Annotated in this window: 18 protein-coding genes, 4 pseudogenes and 1 other annotated feature; all 22 genes and pseudogenes read right to left on the bottom strand. The window is 49.3% G+C overall.

Annotated features, from left to right (window positions below; translation table 11 throughout):
* Position 1: 1 nt before the first annotated feature.
* On the bottom strand, positions 2-829 hold the full coding sequence (gene rplB, locus SSCH_RS13635; RefSeq protein WP_044665951.1) for a 50S ribosomal protein L2: 828 nt from the start codon (positions 827-829) through the stop codon (positions 2-4).
* A gap of 35 nt (positions 830-864) precedes the next feature.
* Positions 865-933 (bottom strand): annotated as a pseudogene (locus SSCH_RS22565) (50S ribosomal protein L23); the annotation flags it as partial.
* 13 nt (positions 934-946) lie between these two features.
* The gene (gene rplW / locus SSCH_RS13630; RefSeq protein WP_456300470.1) at positions 947-1159 is read right to left on the bottom strand and encodes a 50S ribosomal protein L23; all 213 of its coding nucleotides are present in this window, start codon (positions 1157-1159) and stop codon (positions 947-949) included.
* The gene (gene rplD, locus SSCH_RS13625) at positions 1143-1781 is read right to left on the bottom strand and encodes a 50S ribosomal protein L4 (RefSeq protein ID WP_044665950.1); all 639 of its coding nucleotides are present in this window, start codon (positions 1779-1781) and stop codon (positions 1143-1145) included. Before rplD ends, rplW begins: the two co-directional genes overlap by 17 nt.
* A gap of 19 nt (positions 1782-1800) precedes the next feature.
* Positions 1801-2430, bottom strand: a complete 630-nt coding sequence (gene rplC / locus SSCH_RS13620) for a 50S ribosomal protein L3 (RefSeq protein WP_044665949.1) — start codon at positions 2428-2430, stop codon at positions 1801-1803.
* Positions 2431-2467: 37 nt separating this feature from the next.
* Positions 2468-2776: a 30S ribosomal protein S10 gene (rpsJ, locus tag SSCH_RS13615; protein ID WP_044665948.1), complete on the bottom strand. Its 309-nt coding sequence runs from the start codon at positions 2774-2776 to the stop codon at positions 2468-2470.
* Between the two features lie 58 nt (positions 2777-2834).
* On the bottom strand, positions 2835-4037 hold the full coding sequence (tuf, locus tag SSCH_RS13610; RefSeq protein ID WP_044665947.1) for an elongation factor Tu: 1203 nt from the start codon (positions 4035-4037) through the stop codon (positions 2835-2837).
* A 114-nt stretch (positions 4038-4151) separates the two neighbouring features.
* Positions 4152-6239, bottom strand: coding sequence for an elongation factor G (fusA, locus tag SSCH_RS13605; protein ID WP_044665946.1), 2088 nt, complete (start codon positions 6237-6239; stop codon positions 4152-4154).
* Between the two features lie 38 nt (positions 6240-6277).
* Positions 6278-6748, bottom strand: a complete 471-nt coding sequence (gene rpsG / locus SSCH_RS13600) for a 30S ribosomal protein S7 (RefSeq protein ID WP_044665945.1) — start codon at positions 6746-6748, stop codon at positions 6278-6280.
* Positions 6749-6775: 27 nt separating this feature from the next.
* Positions 6776-7159, bottom strand: coding sequence for a 30S ribosomal protein S12 (gene rpsL / locus SSCH_RS13595; protein WP_044665944.1), 384 nt, complete (start codon positions 7157-7159; stop codon positions 6776-6778).
* Positions 7160-7226: 67 nt separating this feature from the next.
* Positions 7227-7469 (bottom strand): ribosomal L7Ae/L30e/S12e/Gadd45 family protein, encoded by a 243-nt coding sequence (locus SSCH_RS13590; protein WP_044665943.1) that lies wholly within the window; start codon positions 7467-7469, stop codon positions 7227-7229.
* Positions 7470-7615: 146 nt separating this feature from the next.
* A pseudogene (rpoC, locus tag SSCH_RS22560) lies at positions 7616-11189 on the bottom strand (DNA-directed RNA polymerase subunit beta').
* 47 nt (positions 11190-11236) lie between these two features.
* Complete coding sequence (locus tag SSCH_RS20485) at positions 11237-11821, bottom strand: DNA-directed RNA polymerase subunit beta (protein ID WP_232294489.1); 585 nt, start codon at positions 11819-11821, stop codon at positions 11237-11239.
* 84 nt (positions 11822-11905) lie between these two features.
* A pseudogene (gene rpoB, locus SSCH_RS13580) lies at positions 11906-14685 on the bottom strand (DNA-directed RNA polymerase subunit beta); the annotation flags it as partial.
* 457 nt (positions 14686-15142) lie between these two features.
* Complete coding sequence (gene rplL, locus SSCH_RS13575; protein ID WP_044665942.1) at positions 15143-15517, bottom strand: 50S ribosomal protein L7/L12; 375 nt, start codon at positions 15515-15517, stop codon at positions 15143-15145.
* A gap of 48 nt (positions 15518-15565) precedes the next feature.
* Positions 15566-16090: a 50S ribosomal protein L10 gene (rplJ, locus tag SSCH_RS13570; protein ID WP_044665941.1), complete on the bottom strand. Its 525-nt coding sequence runs from the start codon at positions 16088-16090 to the stop codon at positions 15566-15568.
* A gap of 11 nt (positions 16091-16101) precedes the next feature.
* Positions 16102-16234 (bottom strand) — a sequence feature (ribosomal protein L10 leader region).
* 38 nt (positions 16235-16272) lie between these two features.
* Entirely contained in the window at positions 16273-16968 is a 696-nt protein-coding gene (gene rplA, locus SSCH_RS13565; RefSeq protein ID WP_044665940.1) for a 50S ribosomal protein L1, read from the bottom strand.
* 343 nt (positions 16969-17311) lie between these two features.
* Positions 17312-17737 (bottom strand): annotated as a pseudogene (rplK, locus tag SSCH_RS13560) (50S ribosomal protein L11); the annotation flags it as partial.
* Positions 17738-17773: 36 nt separating this feature from the next.
* Positions 17774-18298 carry a transcription termination/antitermination protein NusG gene (nusG, locus tag SSCH_RS13555; protein ID WP_044665938.1) on the bottom strand — a complete coding sequence of 175 codons (525 nt, stop codon included), beginning with the start codon at positions 18296-18298 and terminating at the stop codon, positions 17774-17776.
* A gap of 61 nt (positions 18299-18359) precedes the next feature.
* On the bottom strand, positions 18360-18677 hold the full coding sequence (gene secE, locus SSCH_RS17765; RefSeq protein WP_084711201.1) for a preprotein translocase subunit SecE: 318 nt from the start codon (positions 18675-18677) through the stop codon (positions 18360-18362).
* A complete protein-coding gene (locus tag SSCH_RS13550) occupies positions 18607-18843 on the bottom strand; it encodes a hypothetical protein (RefSeq protein ID WP_044665937.1) in 237 nt (78 codons plus the stop codon). The genes secE and SSCH_RS13550 overlap by 71 nt, the downstream gene beginning before the upstream one ends.
* Positions 18844-18871: 28 nt before the next feature.
* A complete protein-coding gene (rpmG, locus tag SSCH_RS13545) occupies positions 18872-19021 on the bottom strand; it encodes a 50S ribosomal protein L33 (RefSeq protein ID WP_044665936.1) in 150 nt (49 codons plus the stop codon).
* Between the last annotated feature and the right edge of the window lie 391 nt (positions 19022-19412).

The following is a 19412-nucleotide window of genomic DNA, read 5'->3' as shown; positions in this document are numbered from 1 at the left end:
CTTAAGTTGTGCGCCGTTTGATAATGAATTGATCTGAGGCCTTTTTCTTCTTGCGTGTTCTGGCCCCTAAGGCCGGTTTACCCCATGGGGTCACCGGGTGACGGCCGGCTGTTGACTTCCCTTCACCACCGCCATGCGGGTGGTCCACCGGGTTCATCACAACACCGCGCACTGATGGCCTCCATCCTAATAAGCGCCGTTTACCGGCTTTTCCATACTGAATATTCTCATGGTCCAAATTTCCCACCTGACCTATTGTTGCCTTGCAGTCAGCGTGGATCATTCTCATTTCCCCGGAAGGCATCCTCAAAGTAGCATAATCACCTTCCCTGGCCATCAACTGGACAGATGCGCCTGCAGAGCGGGCCAACTTGGCTCCACCACCAGGGGACATTTCAATGTTGTGCACCATGGTTCCTACCGGTATATTGCGCAGGGAAAGAGCACTTCCCGGTTTGATGTCAGCACCTTTACCTGAAAGCACACTGTCTCCCACTTTCAGTCCCTGGGGTGCCAGTATATATCTCTTCTCTCCATCTGCATAATGGAGCAAGGCAATATTGGCGGACCGGTTTGGGTCGTACTCCAGAGAGGCTACCCGAGCCGGGATCCCATCTTTATCCCGTTTAAAATCGATCATCCGATAGGACCGCTTTGCTCCACCTCCGCGGTGGCGTACTGAAATGCGACCTCTGTTATTGCGTCCGGCTTTCTTAGGAGCAGGTTTGAGCAGCGATTTTTCAGGCTCAACATCATCAAGCCCCTGATTAGTCACTGCATTCATAAATCGCCTGCCTGGGGTTATCGGTTTAAATTTCTTGGTCCCCATGTTTTCCCTCCTTCCGCTGCCATCTATCAAAACTATTAAAGCAATTCTTCAAAGATATCAATTGTGTCACCTTCATTCAAGGTAACAACAGCTTTTTTGCGTGTCGGTGTTAATCCTTCATAGCGGCCTACACGCTTTTTTTTTGCCTCTTACGGTCATTGTATTAACCGCTGTTACCTTGACATTGAAGATCTCCTCTATAGCGTTTTTGATCTCGATCTTGTTTGCCTTTCTGTCTACATAAAAGGTGTATTTATTTTGCTCCTGGGCAAGATTTACCGCCTTTTCTGTAACTAAAGGCTTGAGAATCACATCATGAGGGCTCCGCATTACCCAGCACCTCCTCGAGCCTGGCCACCGCCTGACGCGTCATAATCACCTTATCTGCAGCCAGGACATCATACACACTCAAGTTGTCAGCTACCATAAAATGCACACCGGGGATGTTGCGTACTGCCCGCATCAAGTCAGGCTGTTCCTCCAGTGCAACCAGCAGTATGTTTCCTGCAGCATCCAGTGACTCCAAAAGCTTGATAGCTTCTTTGGTTTTGGGAGCAGGGAGTGAAAATTCCTCGATCACAACCAGATCCCCATCTCCTGATCTGGCGGAAAGTGCTGACTTCAGTGCCAGGCGGCGCATCTTGCGAGGCATAGCCTGCTTGAAACTGCGTGGCTGTGGCCCGAAGATAATCCCACCTCCGCGCCAAAGTGGGGAGCGAATGCTTCCTACCCGCGCTCGCCCGGTACCCTTCTGGCGCCACGGCTTGCGGCCGCCGCCACGAACCTGGCCGCGCGTCTTTACAGCAGCGGTACCGGCTCGCCGGTTGGCCAGGTGCCGCATTACAGCCTGGTGGAGGACATCATCATTGATCGGGACACCAAACACATCATCCCGGAGATCTAGATCTCCGACCCTTTCTCCTTCTGTATTGTACAAAACGGTTTTCGGCATTATATTTCCTCCTTTCCGGCTAGCGCAGCGAATCTTTGATCACCAACAGGCCCTTTCTGGGGCCTGGAACCGCACCCCGCACCAACAGTAGATTGCGGTCACTATCTACCTTTACTACCTGGAGGTTTTGAACTGTTACCTTATCTCCACCCATCCTGCCAGGCAGCTTCCTTCCTTTAAACACGCGGCCGACACCCGCTGCTCCCAGTGATCCGGGGCCACGATGGTATTTTGACCCGTGTTTTGAAGGACCCCTGTGGAAACCGTGCCTTTTAATGGCACCGGCAAAACCCTTTCCTTTAGAAATACCCTGGACATCCACACTCTCACCGGGGCCGAAAATATCTGCTTTTATTTCCTGCCCTACATTGTAGCTATCTAACTCTGCCTCATCCAGACGGATCTCTTTGAGAAAACGGAGTGGCTTAACTTTATCCTTGTTAAAATGGCCGCGCAAGGGGCTGTTCAGCTTCCCCCCGCGCACCTCATCGAATCCGATCTGCAGTGCAGCGTAGCCATCCCGCTCCGGGGTCTTCTTTTGGACAACATAGCAGGGTCCTGCTTCAATTACTGTTACTGGTACTGCCTTTCCTTCTTCATCAAAAACCTGGGACATGCCCACTTTACGGCCGAGAATGCTTTTCCGCAACTTCTTCACCTCCTAATCCCTGACCCTCCGGCATCTCTTACAGCTTGATTTCAATATCTACTCCTGCCGGAAGGTCGAGACGCATGAGGGCATCGATTGTTTTTGGCGTTGGTTCCAAGATATCGATAAGCCGTTTATGTGTCCGCATCTCAAACTGCTCCCGGGAATCCTTATCTACATGGGGCGACCGCAAAACTGTAATAATACTCTTTTCGGTTGGAAGCGGAACGGGCCCCGAAATCAATGCCCCTGTACGGCTAGCTGTCTCTACAATCTTTAGTGCCGATTGGTCGAGAATCTTGTGATCAAATGCTTTTAACCTGATACGTATTTTCTGGCGCGCCACTCTCATCCCTCCTTAAGCAGACCTCGCCACTCCTGGTTCTCACGGTCCAAGGGATACACTATTCGCTGATCTTGGTAACGACACCGGCTCCTACAGTGCGCCCACCTTCACGAACAGCAAAACGCAGTCCCTCTTCCATGGCAATCGGAGTGATAAGCTCTACATCCATATTCACATTGTCACCAGGCATAACCATTTCCACACCCTCCGGCATCTGAATCGTACCGGTAACATCGGTTGTACGGAAATAAAACTGCGGCCTGTAGCCCTGGAAAAAGGGTGTGTGGCGTCCTCCCTCTTCCTTGGTCAGCACGTAGACTTCTCCCTTGAACTTGGTATGCGGCTTCACAGAGGCCGGCTTGGCAATAACCTGGCCGCGCTCTACATCCTCTCTGTCAATTCCTCTTAACAGCACACCGATATTGTCCCCAGCCTGGCCCTGGTCCAGGAGTTTACGGAACATTTCCACACCTGTGACAACGGTCTTGCGCGGCTCATCCTGGAGCCCAACAATTTCCACATTATCCCCAACCTTGACAATACCACGCTCTACCCTACCGGTAACAACTGTTCCGCGACCGGTAATGGTGAAAACGTCCTCAACAGGCATCAGGAACGGCTTATCAACATCGCGCTCCGGTGTGGGGAAGTATTCGTCAACAGCATCCATCAGCTTATGAATAGGCCCACAATGCTCGCAGTCAGGGCTTCCGCAGCCACACTCCATCGCCTTGAGAGCACTGCCGGCAATAATCGGAATGTCATCTCCGGGGAACTCATACTCACTTAACAGTTCCCGCACCTCAAGCTCTACCAGTTCCATCAATTCCGGGTCATCCACCATATCGGATTTGTTGAGGAATACCACAATTTTGGGTACACCCACCTGACGAGCAAGCACGATATGCTCCCGAGTCTGGGGCATGGGGCCATCAGCGGCGGAAACTACCAGAATCGCTCCATCCATCTGGGCGGCTCCGGTGATCATGTTCTTGATATAGTCGGCATGTCCCGGGCAGTCCACGTGGGCATAGTGCCTGTTGTCGGTCTCATACTCCACATGAGAGATAGCGATGGTAATCCCGCGCTCTCTTTCTTCCGGGGCCTTATCGATCTCACCGTAATCGGTAGCGCTGGCAAACCCCTTCTGGCTCAAAACCTTGGTGATCGCTGAGGTTAATGTTGTCTTGCCATGGTCCACATGACCGATCGTCCCGATGTTCACATGCGGCTTTGTGCGCTCAAATTTCTTCTTAGCCATTTTTTCATATCCTTCCTTTCAAAAATTAATTGGCTGAGTTTATCCCGGCACCCGTTTTAAGTGAAGCGCCAGGCTACATCCCGAAGATAACCAAGAGTACCGGATACAGCTTAGTTAAATGGCAAAGCCATACCCTTTTGCTTTAAGAAGCTGCTCTACCACTTCAGCAGAAGCCCGCTCATAGTGATTGTACTGCATCACGTAGTTGCCTCGGCCCTGCGTAAGAGAACGAAGATCCGTTGCATAACCAAACATCTCAGCAAGGGGCCCCTTCCCTTTGACCACCTGGTAGTTGCCCTGCAGTTCAGTGGTCTCAATCCGGCCGCGCCTGGATCCGAAATCCCCGATCACATCACCCATGTACTCCTCAGGAACAGTGATCTCAATTTTCATGATCGGCTCCAGAAGCACAACCTTACCTTTTTCAACAGCATCACGTAAAGCCAACGCTCCAGCTATCTTATAGGCCAATTCCGAAGAATCCACCTCATGATAGGACCCTCCCACAAGGATAGCGCGCATATCAACCATTGGGTATCCTGCTAGAATACCGCTATCCATAGCCTCTTGAATACCGTTGCTGATCGCTGGCATAAACTCCTTGGGAATAATCCCACCTGTAGTGCGATCCTCGAATTCGAAGCCCTTGCCTGTGGGCAGCGGTTCTACCTCTAAGAGCACATGCCCATACTGGCCGTGTCCCCCGGTCTGCTTGATGTATTTGCCTTCTCCCCGGGCATTGCGGCTGATGGTTTCTTTATACGCCACCTGGGGTTTGCCCACATTGGCCTCCACATGAAATTCCCTGAGCAGACGATCAATGATGATTTCCAGGTGTAGTTCACCCATTCCAGCGATCAGCGTCTGCCCGGTTTCATGATTTGTAAAGGTACGGAAAGTGGGATCCTCCTCAGCAAGGCGGTGCAGAGCCGTTCCGATCCGGTCTTGGTCAGCCTTGGTTTTTGGTTCTATGGCAACTGTGATCACAGGTTCTGGGAAAGAAATCGATTCTAATATAATGGGATGGCCCTCTGCACACAGACTATCCCCGGTAGCTGTTTCCTTAAGGCCTACAGCAGCCACAATCTCCCCAGCAAAAGCCTCCTGGATATCCTGGCGGTGGTTGGCATGCATCTTCAGCAGCCGCCCGATCCGCTCCTTTTTCCCCTTGGTGGCGTTGTAAACGATGTCACCTGTTTTCAGTGACCCCGAATAAATGCGCAAAAATACCAATTTTCCTACATAGCTGTCGGTCTGCACCTTAAAAGCCAGTGCAGCAAGGGGTTCATGATCATCCACCTTGCGGTAAATCAGATCATCAGTCTCTGGATCTTTTCCTTCCACAGGCGGTACTTCCAGCGGTGATGGCATATAATTCGTAATTGCATCCAGCAGCGGCTGAACCCCCTTATTGTGAAAGGAAGTTCCACACAGGACAGGTATAAATCTACATGCTAAAGTACCTTTTCGAATAGCAGCCATGATCTGACAGTCGGTAATTTTTTCCCCTTCCAGGTAGTCAGTCAGCAGCTGGTCATCGAATTCTGCCAGGGACTCCAGGAGATGTTCCCGGTATAAACGCTTTTCACTGACAAATTCCTCAGGCACAGGTACTTCTATAAAATCCATACCCAGCTCATCCTGGTAGATAATCGCTGTATCTTTGACCAGGTCTATGATACCCCTAAAAGAATCCTCACTTCCGATAGGAAGCTGTACAGGTACTGCATTTGCCTGCAGACGCTTGCGGATCATTGCTACTGCGCGGTGAAAGTCAGCCCCCACGCGGTCCATCTTGTTCAGGTAGGCCATACGTGGAATATGGTAAGTATCAGCCTGCCTCCAAACAGTTTCCGATTGGGGCTCAACCCCGGCAACAGCATCAAAAACAGCAACAGCACCATCGAGTACCCGCAGAGAGCGTTCAACTTCTGCCGTAAAGTCCACGTGACCGGGCGTGTCAATGATGTTAATAATAAAATCACGCCACTGGCATGTAGTCGCCGCAGACATAATAGTTATGCCTCGCTCCTGCTCCTGGACCATCCAGTCCATTGTTGCTGCGCCATCATCCACTTCCCCTATTCTAAAAACCCTTCCTGAATAAAAGAGAATGCGTTCTGTTGTCGTAGTCTTTCCTGCGTCTATATGCGCCATAATACCGATATTGCGAATTTTTTCAAAAGGAACCTCACGTCCCATGCACACATCCCTCCTTTCCGGTAAAATATTTTTTATGACTACCAGCGGTAGTGTGCGAAAGCCTTATTGGCTTCTGCCATCTTATGAGTGTCTTCTTTCCTTTTCACTGTTGCCCCAGTGTTATTGGCGGCATCCATAATCTCCGCGGCAAGCTTCTCCTGCATACTCTTACCGGATCTTGCCCTGGCATAATTCACCATCCATCTGATACCGAGTGTCAAGCGGCGGTCAGGACGCACCTCAATAGGTACCTGGTAGTTGGCACCCCCCACTCGTCTTGCTTTGACTTCCAGTACCGGCATAATGTTTTTTAAGGCTTGTTCGAATACTTCCATGGGGTCTTTTTTTGTCTTTTCCTCGATTATATCGAAGGCCCCATAACAGATCTCTTCGGCACGGCTTTTCTTGCCGTCCCACATGATCTGGTTTACCAGTCTGGTAAAAACCTGACTGCCGTAAACAGGGTCCGGCAGCAACCCTAGTTTGCCAATATTAGCACGGCGTGGCACTTGTGTGTCAACCTCCCTTCCAAGCTCTTAGGCTTTAGCAGTTTTTGGTCTCTTTACACCATATTTAGAACGCCCACGGCTTCTCCCCTGGACACCTGCAGCATCCAAAGATCCCCTGACAATGTGATAACGCACACCCGGAAGGTCTTTTACACGGCCACCCCGCACAAGGACGACCGAGTGTTCCTGTAGGTTATGCCCGATCCCAGGTATGTAGGCTGTAACCTCCATCCCGTTGGTCAGGCGTACCCTGGCTACTTTCCGCAGTGCAGAGTTAGGCTTTTTAGGAGTTGTCGTATAAACCCTTGTACAAACGCCTCGCTTTTGAGGAGAATTCTTCAAAGCCGGGGCATCTGATTTTTTCGTTGATACCTTACGCCTCTTGCGAATCATCTGGTTCAGTGTTGGCAATTTAGCACCTCCTTTTCCCTGGTTACCATCAACTATGGGGGCCGGGGCATCTTTCGTGGCAAATTGTTTATTTCAGAATCGCAGCTGTTGCTGCTCCAACCTTGATGCCGCAAGCTTTCCCCAATTCCTTCATCGAATCCACATAAACTACTTCGAGACCCTTTTCCTCGCAAATACGCAGCAAAGGTGATGTAACACGCTCTTCGGCATCTTTTGCTATGTAAACTACCTGCGCCTGCCCATTCTCTATAAGTTTATGAGTCTGTTTGGCGCCTACAGTTTTACCGCATGTTTTGCTCAGCCTTCGCATTCCTCTCCCTCGCCCTCCTTAAGATAACAGTGAAAATGGAGCAGTTGAGGCAGTTGGTGAAAAAACCACAGTGTTGATTTTAACACCTGGAGCAGAACCCTGTCAACTGTTAAGTTGATTTGCAACAGAAAAAGAACTGCCTCCTGTTAATTGAGGTGATGCACCTGCGCGTCTGCTGTATCTACTTTAGCAACAGATTGTTCCTCACCCTTCTCTATATCCTCCTGGGCCTCACCATCCACTGGTTCCTCCTCTATCGCTTGTTCCTGTTTACTGTGAACTTTGACATTGCGGTAACGGGACATCCCCGTCCCAGCCGGAATGAGCTTCCCGATAATCACATTTTCCTTTAAACCCAACAAAGGATCTGACTTCCCTTTGATAGCTGCCTCTGTAAGCACCCTTGTGGTCTCCTGGAACGAGGCGGCCGAAAGGAAGGAATCTGTAGCCAGTGAGGCTTTGGTGATCCCTAAGATTACGGGTTTTGCTGTAGCCGGTTCCAGCCCTTGCTCTATAACTCTGGCATTTTCGTCCTCTAATTCGAAGAAATCGATCAATCCCCCCGGAAGCAGTTCTGTATCCCCTGAATCCTCAACCTTCACTTTGCGCAGGATCTGTCGGATCACCACTTCAATATGCTTATCATTGATATCAACACCCTGCATGCGATAAACTCGCTGTACCTCACGCAGCAGGTAGTCCTGAACAGCCTCCGCACCCTTTACTTGTAAAAGTTCATGAGGGTTGATCGACCCTTCTGTGAGTTCCTGACCAGCCTCCACATAATCCCCATCTTGTACCTGTAGCCTTGAGCCAAAGGGGATCTGGTATGTGTGTTTTTCCCCTTCCTCCCCCAGAAGTTCGATCTCCCGCTTGCCTTTTACTTCCTGGAGTTTGACTACACCATTGCACTCAGCAATGGTGGCCTGGCCCTTGGGTTTACGTGCCTCAAAGAGCTCCTCAACACGCGGCAGACCCTGGGTGATATCTTCCCCGGCCACCCCTCCGGTATGGAAGGTACGCATGGTGAGCTGGGTCCCGGGCTCGCCAATGGACTGGGCTGCCATGATACCCACTGCCTCACCGATCTCTACCGGCTTTCCTGTAGCCATATTTCTACCGTAACACTTGCGGCAAACGCCGTAGCGTGTCTTGCAGGTGAGCACTGAGCGGATGCGGATCTTCATTTTTTCTATCCCTGCGGCCTTAACCCTCTCGGCGTCATCTTCAGTGATTTCACTGTTTTCCTTAACAAGCACCTCTCCTGTTTCCGGATGGATGATATCTTCAAGGGCGGTTCTGCCGACAATCCTTTCTTTCAAGGATTCGATCTCATCCTCCCCATCCTTGATGGCTTCTACCACAAAACCCTCTGTTGTGCCACAATCTTCCTCCCGAACAATGACATCCTGGGCGACATCCACCAGTCTTCTGGTGAGATAACCTGAGTCAGCGGTTCTGAGAGCTGTGTCAGCTAACCCCTTCCTCGCTCCATGGGTGGAGATAAAATACTCCAAAACAGTGAGGCCCTCCCGGAAGTTTGACCTGATGGGAAGGTCGATGATCTCTCCTGAGGGGTCGGCCATCAGCCCGCGCATCCCGGCCAACTGCCTGATCTGCTGGATGCTGCCCCGTGCACCGGAAATCGCCATCATGTAGATGGGATTCATATGATCCAGGTGAAGAAGCAGGGAGTCCGTTACCTGGTCGGTAGTCTTTTTCCATATACCGGTAACCCTCTCATAGCGCTCATCTTCTGTTATAAGGCCGCGAATATACTGCTGTTTCGACTTTTTCTACATCTGATTCAGCCTGGGCGATCAGATCCGCTTTTTCCGGAGGAATGGTGACATCGGTCACCCCGACTGTTACCCCGGCTTTAGTAGCATACCTGAACCCAAGCTCCTTAATACCGTCCAGCATCCTGGCAGTATCATGGAATCCTTTGAGGCGATAACACTCGCTGATAATTTCAGCAACCATCTTTTTGTCCACTACTTCATTATAATAGCCTAATTCAGGTGGAATCACCTGGTTAAAGATCAGCCTGCCCACAGTGGTTTCCATTAACTTCCCATTATACCGTGCTTTGATCACTGCATGAAGGTCTATCACATTGCTTTCATAGGCAAACAGTGCCTCATCAATATCACGGAAACACTTACCCTCACCCCTGGCACCCTCCACTTCCAGGGTCAGGTAATAGCATCCCAGAACCATATCCTGGGTAGGTGAAGCAACCGGGCGCCCATCCTTGGGGTTGAGCAGGTTATGCGCTGAAAGCATCAGTATGCGCGCCTCAGACTGTGCCTCTGTAGAAAGCGGCACATGCACTGCCATCTGGTCGCCGTCAAAGTCGGCATTATAACCTGTACAGACCAGGGGGTGAATCTGGATCGCTCTACCTTCAACAAGAATCGGCTCAAATGCCTGGATACCAAGTCTGTGCAGTGTCGGTGCACGGTTTAACAGCACCGGATGCTGTTTAATGACATCCTCCAAGACATCCCAGACCTCGGGACGTGCCCGCTCCACCATGCGCTTGGCGCTCTTGATATTGTGGGAAAAGCCTCTTTCTACAAGGCACTTCATCACAAAGGGCTTGAACAGCTCAAGAGCCATCTCTTTAGGGAGACCACACTGGTGTAGTTTCAGATCCGGGCCGACAACAATAACCGACCGTCCGGAGTAATCCACCCTCTTGCCCAGCAGGTTCTGGCGAAAGCGGCCCTGTTTTCCTTTGAGCATATCGCTCAATGATTTCAATGGCCTGTTGCCGGGACCGGTCACTGGTCGACCGCGTCTCCCGTTGTCAATAAGGGCATCCACAGCCTCCTGAAGCATGCGCTTTTCATTGCGCACAATGATATCCGGGGCACCCAGATCAAGCAGACGCTTCAACCTGTTGTTGCGGTTGATCACACGGCGATACAGGTCATTTAAATCAGAGGTGGCAAACCTGCCACCGTCCAACTGCACCATCGGCCGGAGCTCCGGGGGTATCACCGGAATCACATCCAGGATCATCCACTCAGGCCGATCCCCGGATTTCCGGAAGGCCTCTACAACCTCCAGGCGTCGGATCGCCCGCACCTTGCGCTGCCCCCTGCTCTCCCGCAGTTCAACACGCAGTTCCTCACTCAATTTATCCATATCTATTTGTTCAAGCAGTTCCCTGATCGCATCTGCTCCCATCCCTGCACGGAAGCGTGTCCCATACTGCTCCTTTAATTCGCGGTATTCGGATTCGGTGAGCAGCTGCTTATTGCTCAAGTCAGGAACATCCCCTACATCAAGAACTATATAGGATACGAAATAGAGCACCTTTTCCAGTGTGCGGGGGGACATATCAAGGATTAAACCCATGCGGCTGGGTATTCCCTTGAAATACCAGATATGTGATACGGGTGCCGCCAGCTCGATGTGCCCCAATCGCTCCCGTCTCACCTTGGACCTGGTAACCTCTACTCCACAGCGATCACAGATCACACCTTTATAGCGAACACGCTTATATTTCCCGCAGTGACACTCCCAGTCTTTGGTGGGGCCAAATATTCTTTCACAAAACAGCCCGTCCCGCTCCGGTTTGAGTGTCCTGTAGTTGATGGTCTCCGGCTTTTTTACTTCTCCGCTGGACCATGATCTAATTTTCTCCGGGGAAGCAAGACCGATGCGGATGCTTTCAAAATTATTATTGTTTGTGTTGGTGACTTCATGCAAAGACAAAGACAATCGCTCCTTTCTAAGACATCGAACCTCAAGAAAATCTATTCGTCTTCCTCGCCCAGCGAATCAACAACAGAGGCGGCTTCCATCTTTCCCTTCGCCTCCAGCCGCGATTTCCTGGACCTCTGGGGAATGATCTCTTCATCTTTATCTTCCTGGTCATCCTCCTTGGAAGGGAAGCTGACTATCGAATCGCCTGTATCATCAGGCTCATCTATTTCCTCCATGGCTTCAACCATAGTATCTTCTTCTTCTTCCTCCTCTTCTTCCTCTTCCTCTTCTTCATCAAGGGCGGGTGCCGACCTTTTGATCACTCTGGAAGCAGTTGCACTTTGCCCATCAATTTCAAGCTCCTTCGCGGTTGCCTCCACATCATCCTCATCTTCACTCTCTTTGATCTCCAATTCCTCATTGGCTTCTGTAAGCACACGGACATCTAAAGAGAGACTCTGCAATTCCTTGATCAACACCTTGAAGGATTCAGGAACTCCCGGCTCGGGAACATTCTCCCCCTTGACAATGGCTTCATAGGTTTTCACGCGGCCAACTATATCATCGGATTTAACCGTAAGAATCTCCTGCAGTGTATAAGCCGCTCCGTACGCCTCCAGTGCCCAAACCTCCATTTCACCGAAACGCTGTCCTCCGAATTGTGCCTTTCCGCCCAGAGGCTGCTGTGTAACTAAGGAGTAGGGCCCTGTAGAACGGGCATGGATTTTATCATCGACCAAGTGAGCCAATTTCAACATATAGATGTAACCGACTGTGATCTCATTGTTATAAGGCTCTCCTGTACGGCCGTCGTAGAGCACTGTCTTCCCATCTCTGGGGAATCCGGCTTCTTCCAGGGCATCCATAATGTCCTCTTCCACTGCGCCATCATATACAGGAGAGGCGGTCAAAACTCCCATCTGATAAGCAGCACGCCCCAAATGGCACTCCAGAATTTGTCCGATGTTCATTCGAGAAGGCACTCCTAAAGGATTTAAAACAATCTCCACAGGTGTACCGTCAGGCAGGAAAGGCATATCCTCCTCCGGCATCACCCGGGAGATAACACCTTTGTTCCCATGCCTTCCGGCCATCTTATCCCCTACAGACACCTTTCTTTTTTGGGCTACATACACCCGCACCAATTTATTGACACCCGGTGGGAGTTCATCCCCATTCTCCCGGGAAAATTCCTTAACATCAACAACCCGCCCGGATTCCCCATGTGGAATCCGCAGAGAAGTGTCTCTCACCTCCCGGGCCTTTTCTCCAAAGATCGCCCTGAGCAGGCGTTCTTCCGCTGTAAGCTCGGTTTCCCCTTTAGGGGTTACCTTCCCTACCAGGATATCCCCGGGCCGCACCTCAGCACCTACCCGAATGATCCCCCGCTCATCCAGATCCTTTAATGCTTCTTCACCAACATTGGGTATATCCCTTGTAATTTCCTCAGGGCCCAGCTTGGTATCCCGAGCATCACACTCATATTCTTCAATATGAATAGATGTAAAATAGTCTTCCTTCACCAGCTTCTCACTGATCAGGATCGCATCCTCATAGTTATAACCCTCCCAGGCATATATGCCACCAGGACATTTCTGCCCAGAGCGAGTTCACCTCCGCTAGTACAAGCACCGTCAGCGATTACCTGGTCTTCCTCCACACGCTGGCCTTTTTTTACAATGGGTTTCTGGTTGATACAGGTGCCCTGGTTGGAACGAGCAAATTTCGTCAAACGGTAAGTGGTTATTCTGCCAGTGTCACCCTTGATCTTAATTTCATCCGCTGTAACCCTTTCCACTACCCCGGGCTCATCACAGGTCACCACAACACCTGAGTCATGAGCAACACGATATTCGATTCCGGTACCCACCAGTGGTGCTTCGGTGCGCAAAAGGGGCACAGCCTGGCGCTGCATGTTGGCACCCATCAGAGCACGGTTGGCGTCGTCATTCTCCAAAAAGGGAATGAGAGCTGCAGCAACACTCACTACCTGTTTAGGTGAAACATCCATAAAATCAACTTGAGAGGGAGGCACAGCCAAAATATCTTTTCCATCCCGGACATCAACACGGGGTGTGATAAAGCGGCCTTCCTCATCAAGAGGAGCGTTAGCCTGAGCAACAACATATTTGTCTTCTTCATCAGCGGTCAAGTATACAATTTCATCGGTAACAACGCCCTTTTCCTTGTCTACCTTTCGGTAGGGTGTTTCGATAAAACCGTATTTGTTCACCCTGGCATAGGTGCTGAGTGATCCGATAAGACCGATGTTCGGCCCCTCCGGAGTCTCGATGGGACACATCCTCCCATAGTGTGAGTGGTGAACATCCCGCACCTCAAAGCCGGCACGCTCCCTGCTTAAACCACCCGGCCCCAGAGCACTTAAGCGCCTCTTGTGGGTCAGTTCTGCCAGTGGGTTTGTCTGATCCATGAACTGAGAGAGCTGGCTGCTGCCAAAGAACTCCTTGATCGATGCCACAACAGGGCGAATATTGATCAAGGCCTGGGGGGTTATGGTATCCACATCCTGGATGGTCATGCGCTCGCGAACAACCCTTTCCATGCGCGCCAGACCGATCCGGAATTGGTTCTGCAGCAGTTCTCCCACTGAACGCAGTCTTCTATTCCCCAGATGGTCGATGTCATCAACATTCCCTGTGCCGTTCATCAGCTTTAGAAAATAACCGACAACAGCAAATAGATCCTCCGGGGTCAAGCACCTGCTGTCATGAGTATCATCCAACTCAAGCTTTTTGTTTAATTTGTAGCGTCCTACCTGACCGAGGTCATAGCGGCGAGTATCAAAAAAGAGGTTTTCCAAGAGTGCCCGCGCGCTCTCAACTGTGGGGGGTTCCCCGGGACGCAGGCGTTTATAAATCTCCACCAGTGCATCTTCCTGGGATTGGGTATTATCCTTCTCCAGGGTAATTTTCAGAAACTCGTCATCATCATAGTTTTCCAAGATCTCTTCATTTGTCGAATATCCCAAAGCACGAATGAGAACAGTTACAGGCAGTTTACGTGTGCGGTCGATGCGCACGTGAATGCAGTCATGGGAATCTGACTCAAATTCTATCCAGGCGCCCCTATTGGGAATCACAGTGGCGCTGTAAATTCGTTTCCCGGAGGCATCACTTGCCGCATTATAATATACTCCAGGCGAACGCACCAGCTGGCTGACAACCACTCTTTCCGCGCCGTTGATAATAAAGGTTCCCTTGTCGGTCATCAAGGGAAAGTCTCCCATAAAGACTTCCTGTTCCTTGATTTCACCGGTCTCCCGGTTTGTTAAACGCACCTTCGCCCTCAAGGGTGCCGCAAAGGTAACATCCCTTTCCTTGCACTCAGCGACCGAATATTTGGGTTCCCCCAGGGAATAATCAAGGAATTCCAGACTCAGATTGCCTGTAAAATCCTGTATCGGGGAAACATCATGAAAAGTCGCCTTTAGACCTTCTTTCAGAAACCACTCATGAGATTGTTTCTGGATCTCGATCATATTGGGCATCTCCAGAACTTCTGAGATTCGCCCAAAACTTAAACGCACTTTCTCTCCTACTTGAACCGGTTTCGGATTAATCATGTACACACCATCCCTCACCTTACTCGGTTTCATGTAATATTTTCCATACAACCGGCAGCGGTGATGGTAAAGCTTCAACCGCTCTTCTTTCCATAATCATACATTTTTAAATCAATAGACATTTTGAAAGAATATCATATATCTATATTAATGTCAAGAAAAAAACAAAAGTAACTCTTTCAGGATACCTTGAAAAAGCTCCCTTTGTTTTTCTTGCATTTATAATTTTAATTTATTATATGGAGTTTACCACATATTATGTCATGGTGCAACAAAAATAGAACCTCACACCGCATTCGCATCCTATCTATGGAGGAAAAGTGTGGTGAGAGGCCCTATCTATTACAGTTTATTGCAATCTGAAGCAATGACTCTATTCGATTTCTACTGTCGCCCCTACTTCGGTAAGTTTTGCCTTTATTGATTCGGCCTCTTCTTTGCTGACATTTTCCTTCACCGGTTTTGGTGCGGTATCCACAACTTCCTTGGCTTCCTTGAGCCCAAGCCCGGTGATCTCACGCACTGCTTTAATAACCTTGATCTTCTGGTCACCGATAGCCTTGAGCACAACGTTAAACTCTGTCTTCTCCTCTTCAACTGGAGCCTCTGCAGCAGCAGGCCCGGCAGCAACAGCCACCGGTGCTGCAGCACTAACACCAAACTCATCTTCCAGGGCCTTGACCAATTCTGCCAGCTCCAGCACGGTCATTCCCTTGACAGCTTCAATGATCTCTGCAACTTTACTCATTCAATAAACCTCCCTAATTTTCATTTTATAGTATTCTTATTCCACCTATTAACCGGCTGCTTTTTGATCCTGCACAGCTTTGAGAGCATAAACCAGCTTCCTAATCGGTCCCTGAAGAACACAGGATAGGCCAGTAAGGGGCCCGTTCAGGCCGCGCAATACCATAGAGACCAAAACATCTCTGCTCGGCAGATCAGCGAGTTCTTTAATAGATGACAAACCCACTATCTCGCCTTCAATCAGACCACCTTTGATCTCTAGCTTGCGATTCTTTTTTATAAAGTCCATCAATGTCTTTGCCGGTGCGACGGGATCCTCATAATCAAAAGCGATGGCAGTAGGACCCTCCAGGAACTGGTTAAGTTCTGGAAAACCGCTGTTTTCCGCAGCAATCTGTGTCAAGGTGTTTTTTACAACCTTGAATTCCACACCTGCATCACGGCAGACACTCCGCAGGTCTGTAGCCTCTGCTACTTTAATGCCCCGATAGTCTGCAAAAACCGCTGCCTTAGATGTCTTGAGCTTCTCTTCCAATTCAGCTACAACTTTCTTTTTTTCGTCAAGACTGGCCATTTCACGCCTCCTTTACAAAAAAATAAGGCCCTCCGCAGACTGCAGAGGGCCAGGATCAACATCCTTGAACTCCCTAACAACCTCGGTAGGCTAAAATTTAAGCCTTACGGCACCTACTGTCTACGGCTACTTGTAGAGCATAACAAATGATTCTTTTTAAGTCAAGACAACTCTATATCCGATTACCCTAAAGGTTTAAGAGGTGTAATCTTAACACCGGGACCCATAGTCGAAGAGACGACAATGCTTCTTAGATACTGTCCCTTTACTGCCGCGGGTCTGGCCTTAATCAGGATATCAATCAGTGTCGCATAATTCTCTTTGAGTTTTTCCAGCGGGAAAGATGCCTTGCCGATAGGGGCATGTACAATACCTGTTTTATCGGCGCGATACTCGATCTTGCCGGCCTTAATTTCCTTGACAGCCCGTTCGATATCAAATGTCACAGTACCCGTTTTGGGGTTGGGCATCAAACCGCGGGGTCCCAGTAATTTTCCCAGTCTCCCCACCAAACTCATCATATCCGGAGTGGCCACTGCAACTTCAAAATCCAGCCATCCTTTCTGGACTTTCTCGACGAGTTCCTCTGCACCGACATAATCAGCTCCAGCATCAGTAGCTTCCTGAGCCTTATCTCCCTTGGCAAAAACAAGCACCTTCCTGGATTTGCCGGTTCCGTGAGGAAGTACCACTGCTCCCCTCACCTGCTGGTCAGCATGACGGGGATCGATCCCCAGACGCACAGATAATTCCACAGTCTCATCGAATTTTGCGGTGGCGTTATCTTTGACCAGAGTCAACGCCTCCTCAGGTTCATAAAAATGATGCCGGTCAATCTTTTCCAAAGCAGTCTGATACTTTTTACCTCTTTTAGCCATTATTAAATCCTCCTTTGTGGTTCTAGCGGACTCCTAATCCTCCCACTTCATTTTGGATCAGGGGGACGGTTCTCCTGATCCACCCAGACATCAGGTGACAGACATCAGGTGACTGCCATCAGGTGACTGTCACCGTCAACTTCGTTCCTTTTCACCTATCTATTCCGCACGGTGACTGTCACCGCTAATACGTAATCCATTCCTATGACCTGTCCTCAGACAACAGGCCAATCTTTTTCCTTTTTCTAACTACCAACGACCAACCAAAAAAGCGGAAGTCAGAAACCGGAAGTCGGACATCCATTCCCACCTCTAACCTCACACTTCCCACATCCCACACTAACTAACCACTAATCTCGATTCCCATGCTGCGTGCAGTTCCCTCAACCATGCGCATGGCTCCTTCGATATCCGCAGCATTGAGGTCTTTCATTTTCAATTCAGCAATTTCGCGCACCTTTGCTCTGGAAACCTTGCCTACCTTATGGCGGTTAGGTTCACCGGAAGCAGCATCTATACCCAGGGCATTTTTCAAGAGAACAGACGCCGGAGGGGTTTTAGTAATAAAGCTTAAAGTTCGGTCCTGGTAAATGGTAATTTCAACCGGTATAAGCAATCCCCCATCTTTAGCTGTCCGCTCATTGAATTCTTTACAAAAGCCCATGATATTGACACCGTGGGGACCAAGCGCGGAACCTACCGGTGGTGCCGGGGTAGCCTTGCCTGCCGGAATCTGAAGCTTAACAACAGCTACTACCTTTTTTTTTAGCCATTACTTACACATCCTTTCTGCTTAATTATCTATCTATAATTTCTCTACTTGCGTAAACTCCAATTCTACAGGCGTTTCTCGCCCAAACATAGATACAAGCACCTTTAGCTTGCTTTTTTCCGGATAAATCTCCTCCACTGAACCGATAAAGTTCTGAAAGGGGCCTGCAATCACCCTCACACTTTCACCGATATCCAGGTCGATTTTAATAGGCGCCTCAGCCAGTCCCATCTTACACATAATATTATTAATTTCATCGGACATCAACGGGATCGGCTTACTCCCCGACCCTACAAAACTGGTAACACCGGGTGTATTGCGGACAACATACCAGGAATCATCAGTTAGGATCATCTCTACCAGCACATAGCCAGGAAAAATCTTTCTTTGGGTAATCCGCCTTTTCCCGTCTTTGATCTCGATTTCATCCTCCATGGGGACGAGAACCTCAAATATTTTGTCCTCCATGTTCATAGAGGCAACTCGCTTCTCTAAATTTGCTTTTACCTTATTCTCATAGCCTGAATAAGTATGAATTACGTACCATTTCTTTTCCATTAAGACAAGGGACCTTTTCGGCCCCCACCTCCCCGGTATGTTTCTATGCAGATCTACCTGCTCACAATCTCAGAGTCAACAAGAGGCTAAGCAGCTTGCTTAAAATAATATCAGCTACCCAGATAAGGGCAGCAACGAATACTACAGCTGTGATCACCACCATGGTATAAGCAACAAGCTCTCTCCGGCTAGGCCAGTATACCTTTTTTAGCTCTCCCCATACACTCTGAAAATATTTAGCCGTATTTTGGAAAAAATTCCTCTTGGGTTTATCTCTGCCTTCCTTACGAGCAACTCGCTTCTCTTTTTTAACAACCTGCCGGTTTACTCGCTTTTTGCTTTTTTGCTGCTTCCTGTACCTGATCCTTTGGCTTGTCATCCTTTTTTATGAGACGCAGAAAAGAGCGTAATTTTCCTTCTGAAACAGGTGCGGCCTCAGCCAGGCGCTCTTCCTGTTCCTGTTTAGCCTCTTCTCCTGTAGCTGCCTTTTTTGCGCGTGCTTTGGCACCCTTTTTAGGCTTTGCCGCGCCTGCCTTTTTTGCCACTTGCTCACATCCTTCGACACGCCACCACTTATTTGGTCTCGCGGTGGGCAGTCTGTTTTTTACAAACGGGACAGTATTTTTTAAGCTCTAAGCGTTCCGGATTGTTTCTCTTATTTTTCTGTGTATTATAATTGCGGTTTTTACATTCAGTACATGCTAAAATTACACCTACGCGCACTGTGCCACCTCCTACTGCCGAATCTACAGTATATAGTTCCAAATACAGCCATAAAAAGATCCTGTACTACTTTAGCATAATCACCCTTTACCTGTCAATATTAATGGTCGTTGGTGGCACGGCTAATTCATGATACTATTTACTTCCATATCATCTTGTAGTTCGGTTTTTTAAAAATGGAGTTTAGGTTAAATCAATTGCGGTTTTACCGCATTGTCGGCCCGTGAGGTTCCGCTTCGCTCCTTTCGTCGATTCTGAAAGCATAGGAAAACCAGCCATACCATTGCGGTGATGGACAGTCAGTCCCTAATGCCTCTTTGGATACTCTCACGGGTCTAATTCTTTTAAATTATAGTTGTCCTTGATTAAGATTCAGTACGCTTAACGATCT

The sequence above is a fragment of the Syntrophaceticus schinkii genome (assembly GCF_000946815.1).
GTDB classification, from domain to species: domain Bacteria; phylum Bacillota; class DSM-12270; order Thermacetogeniales; family Thermacetogeniaceae; genus Syntrophaceticus; species Syntrophaceticus schinkii.
Note: the sequence above shows the minus strand (reverse complement) of the source record. Positions and strands in the feature narration are given on the sequence as shown.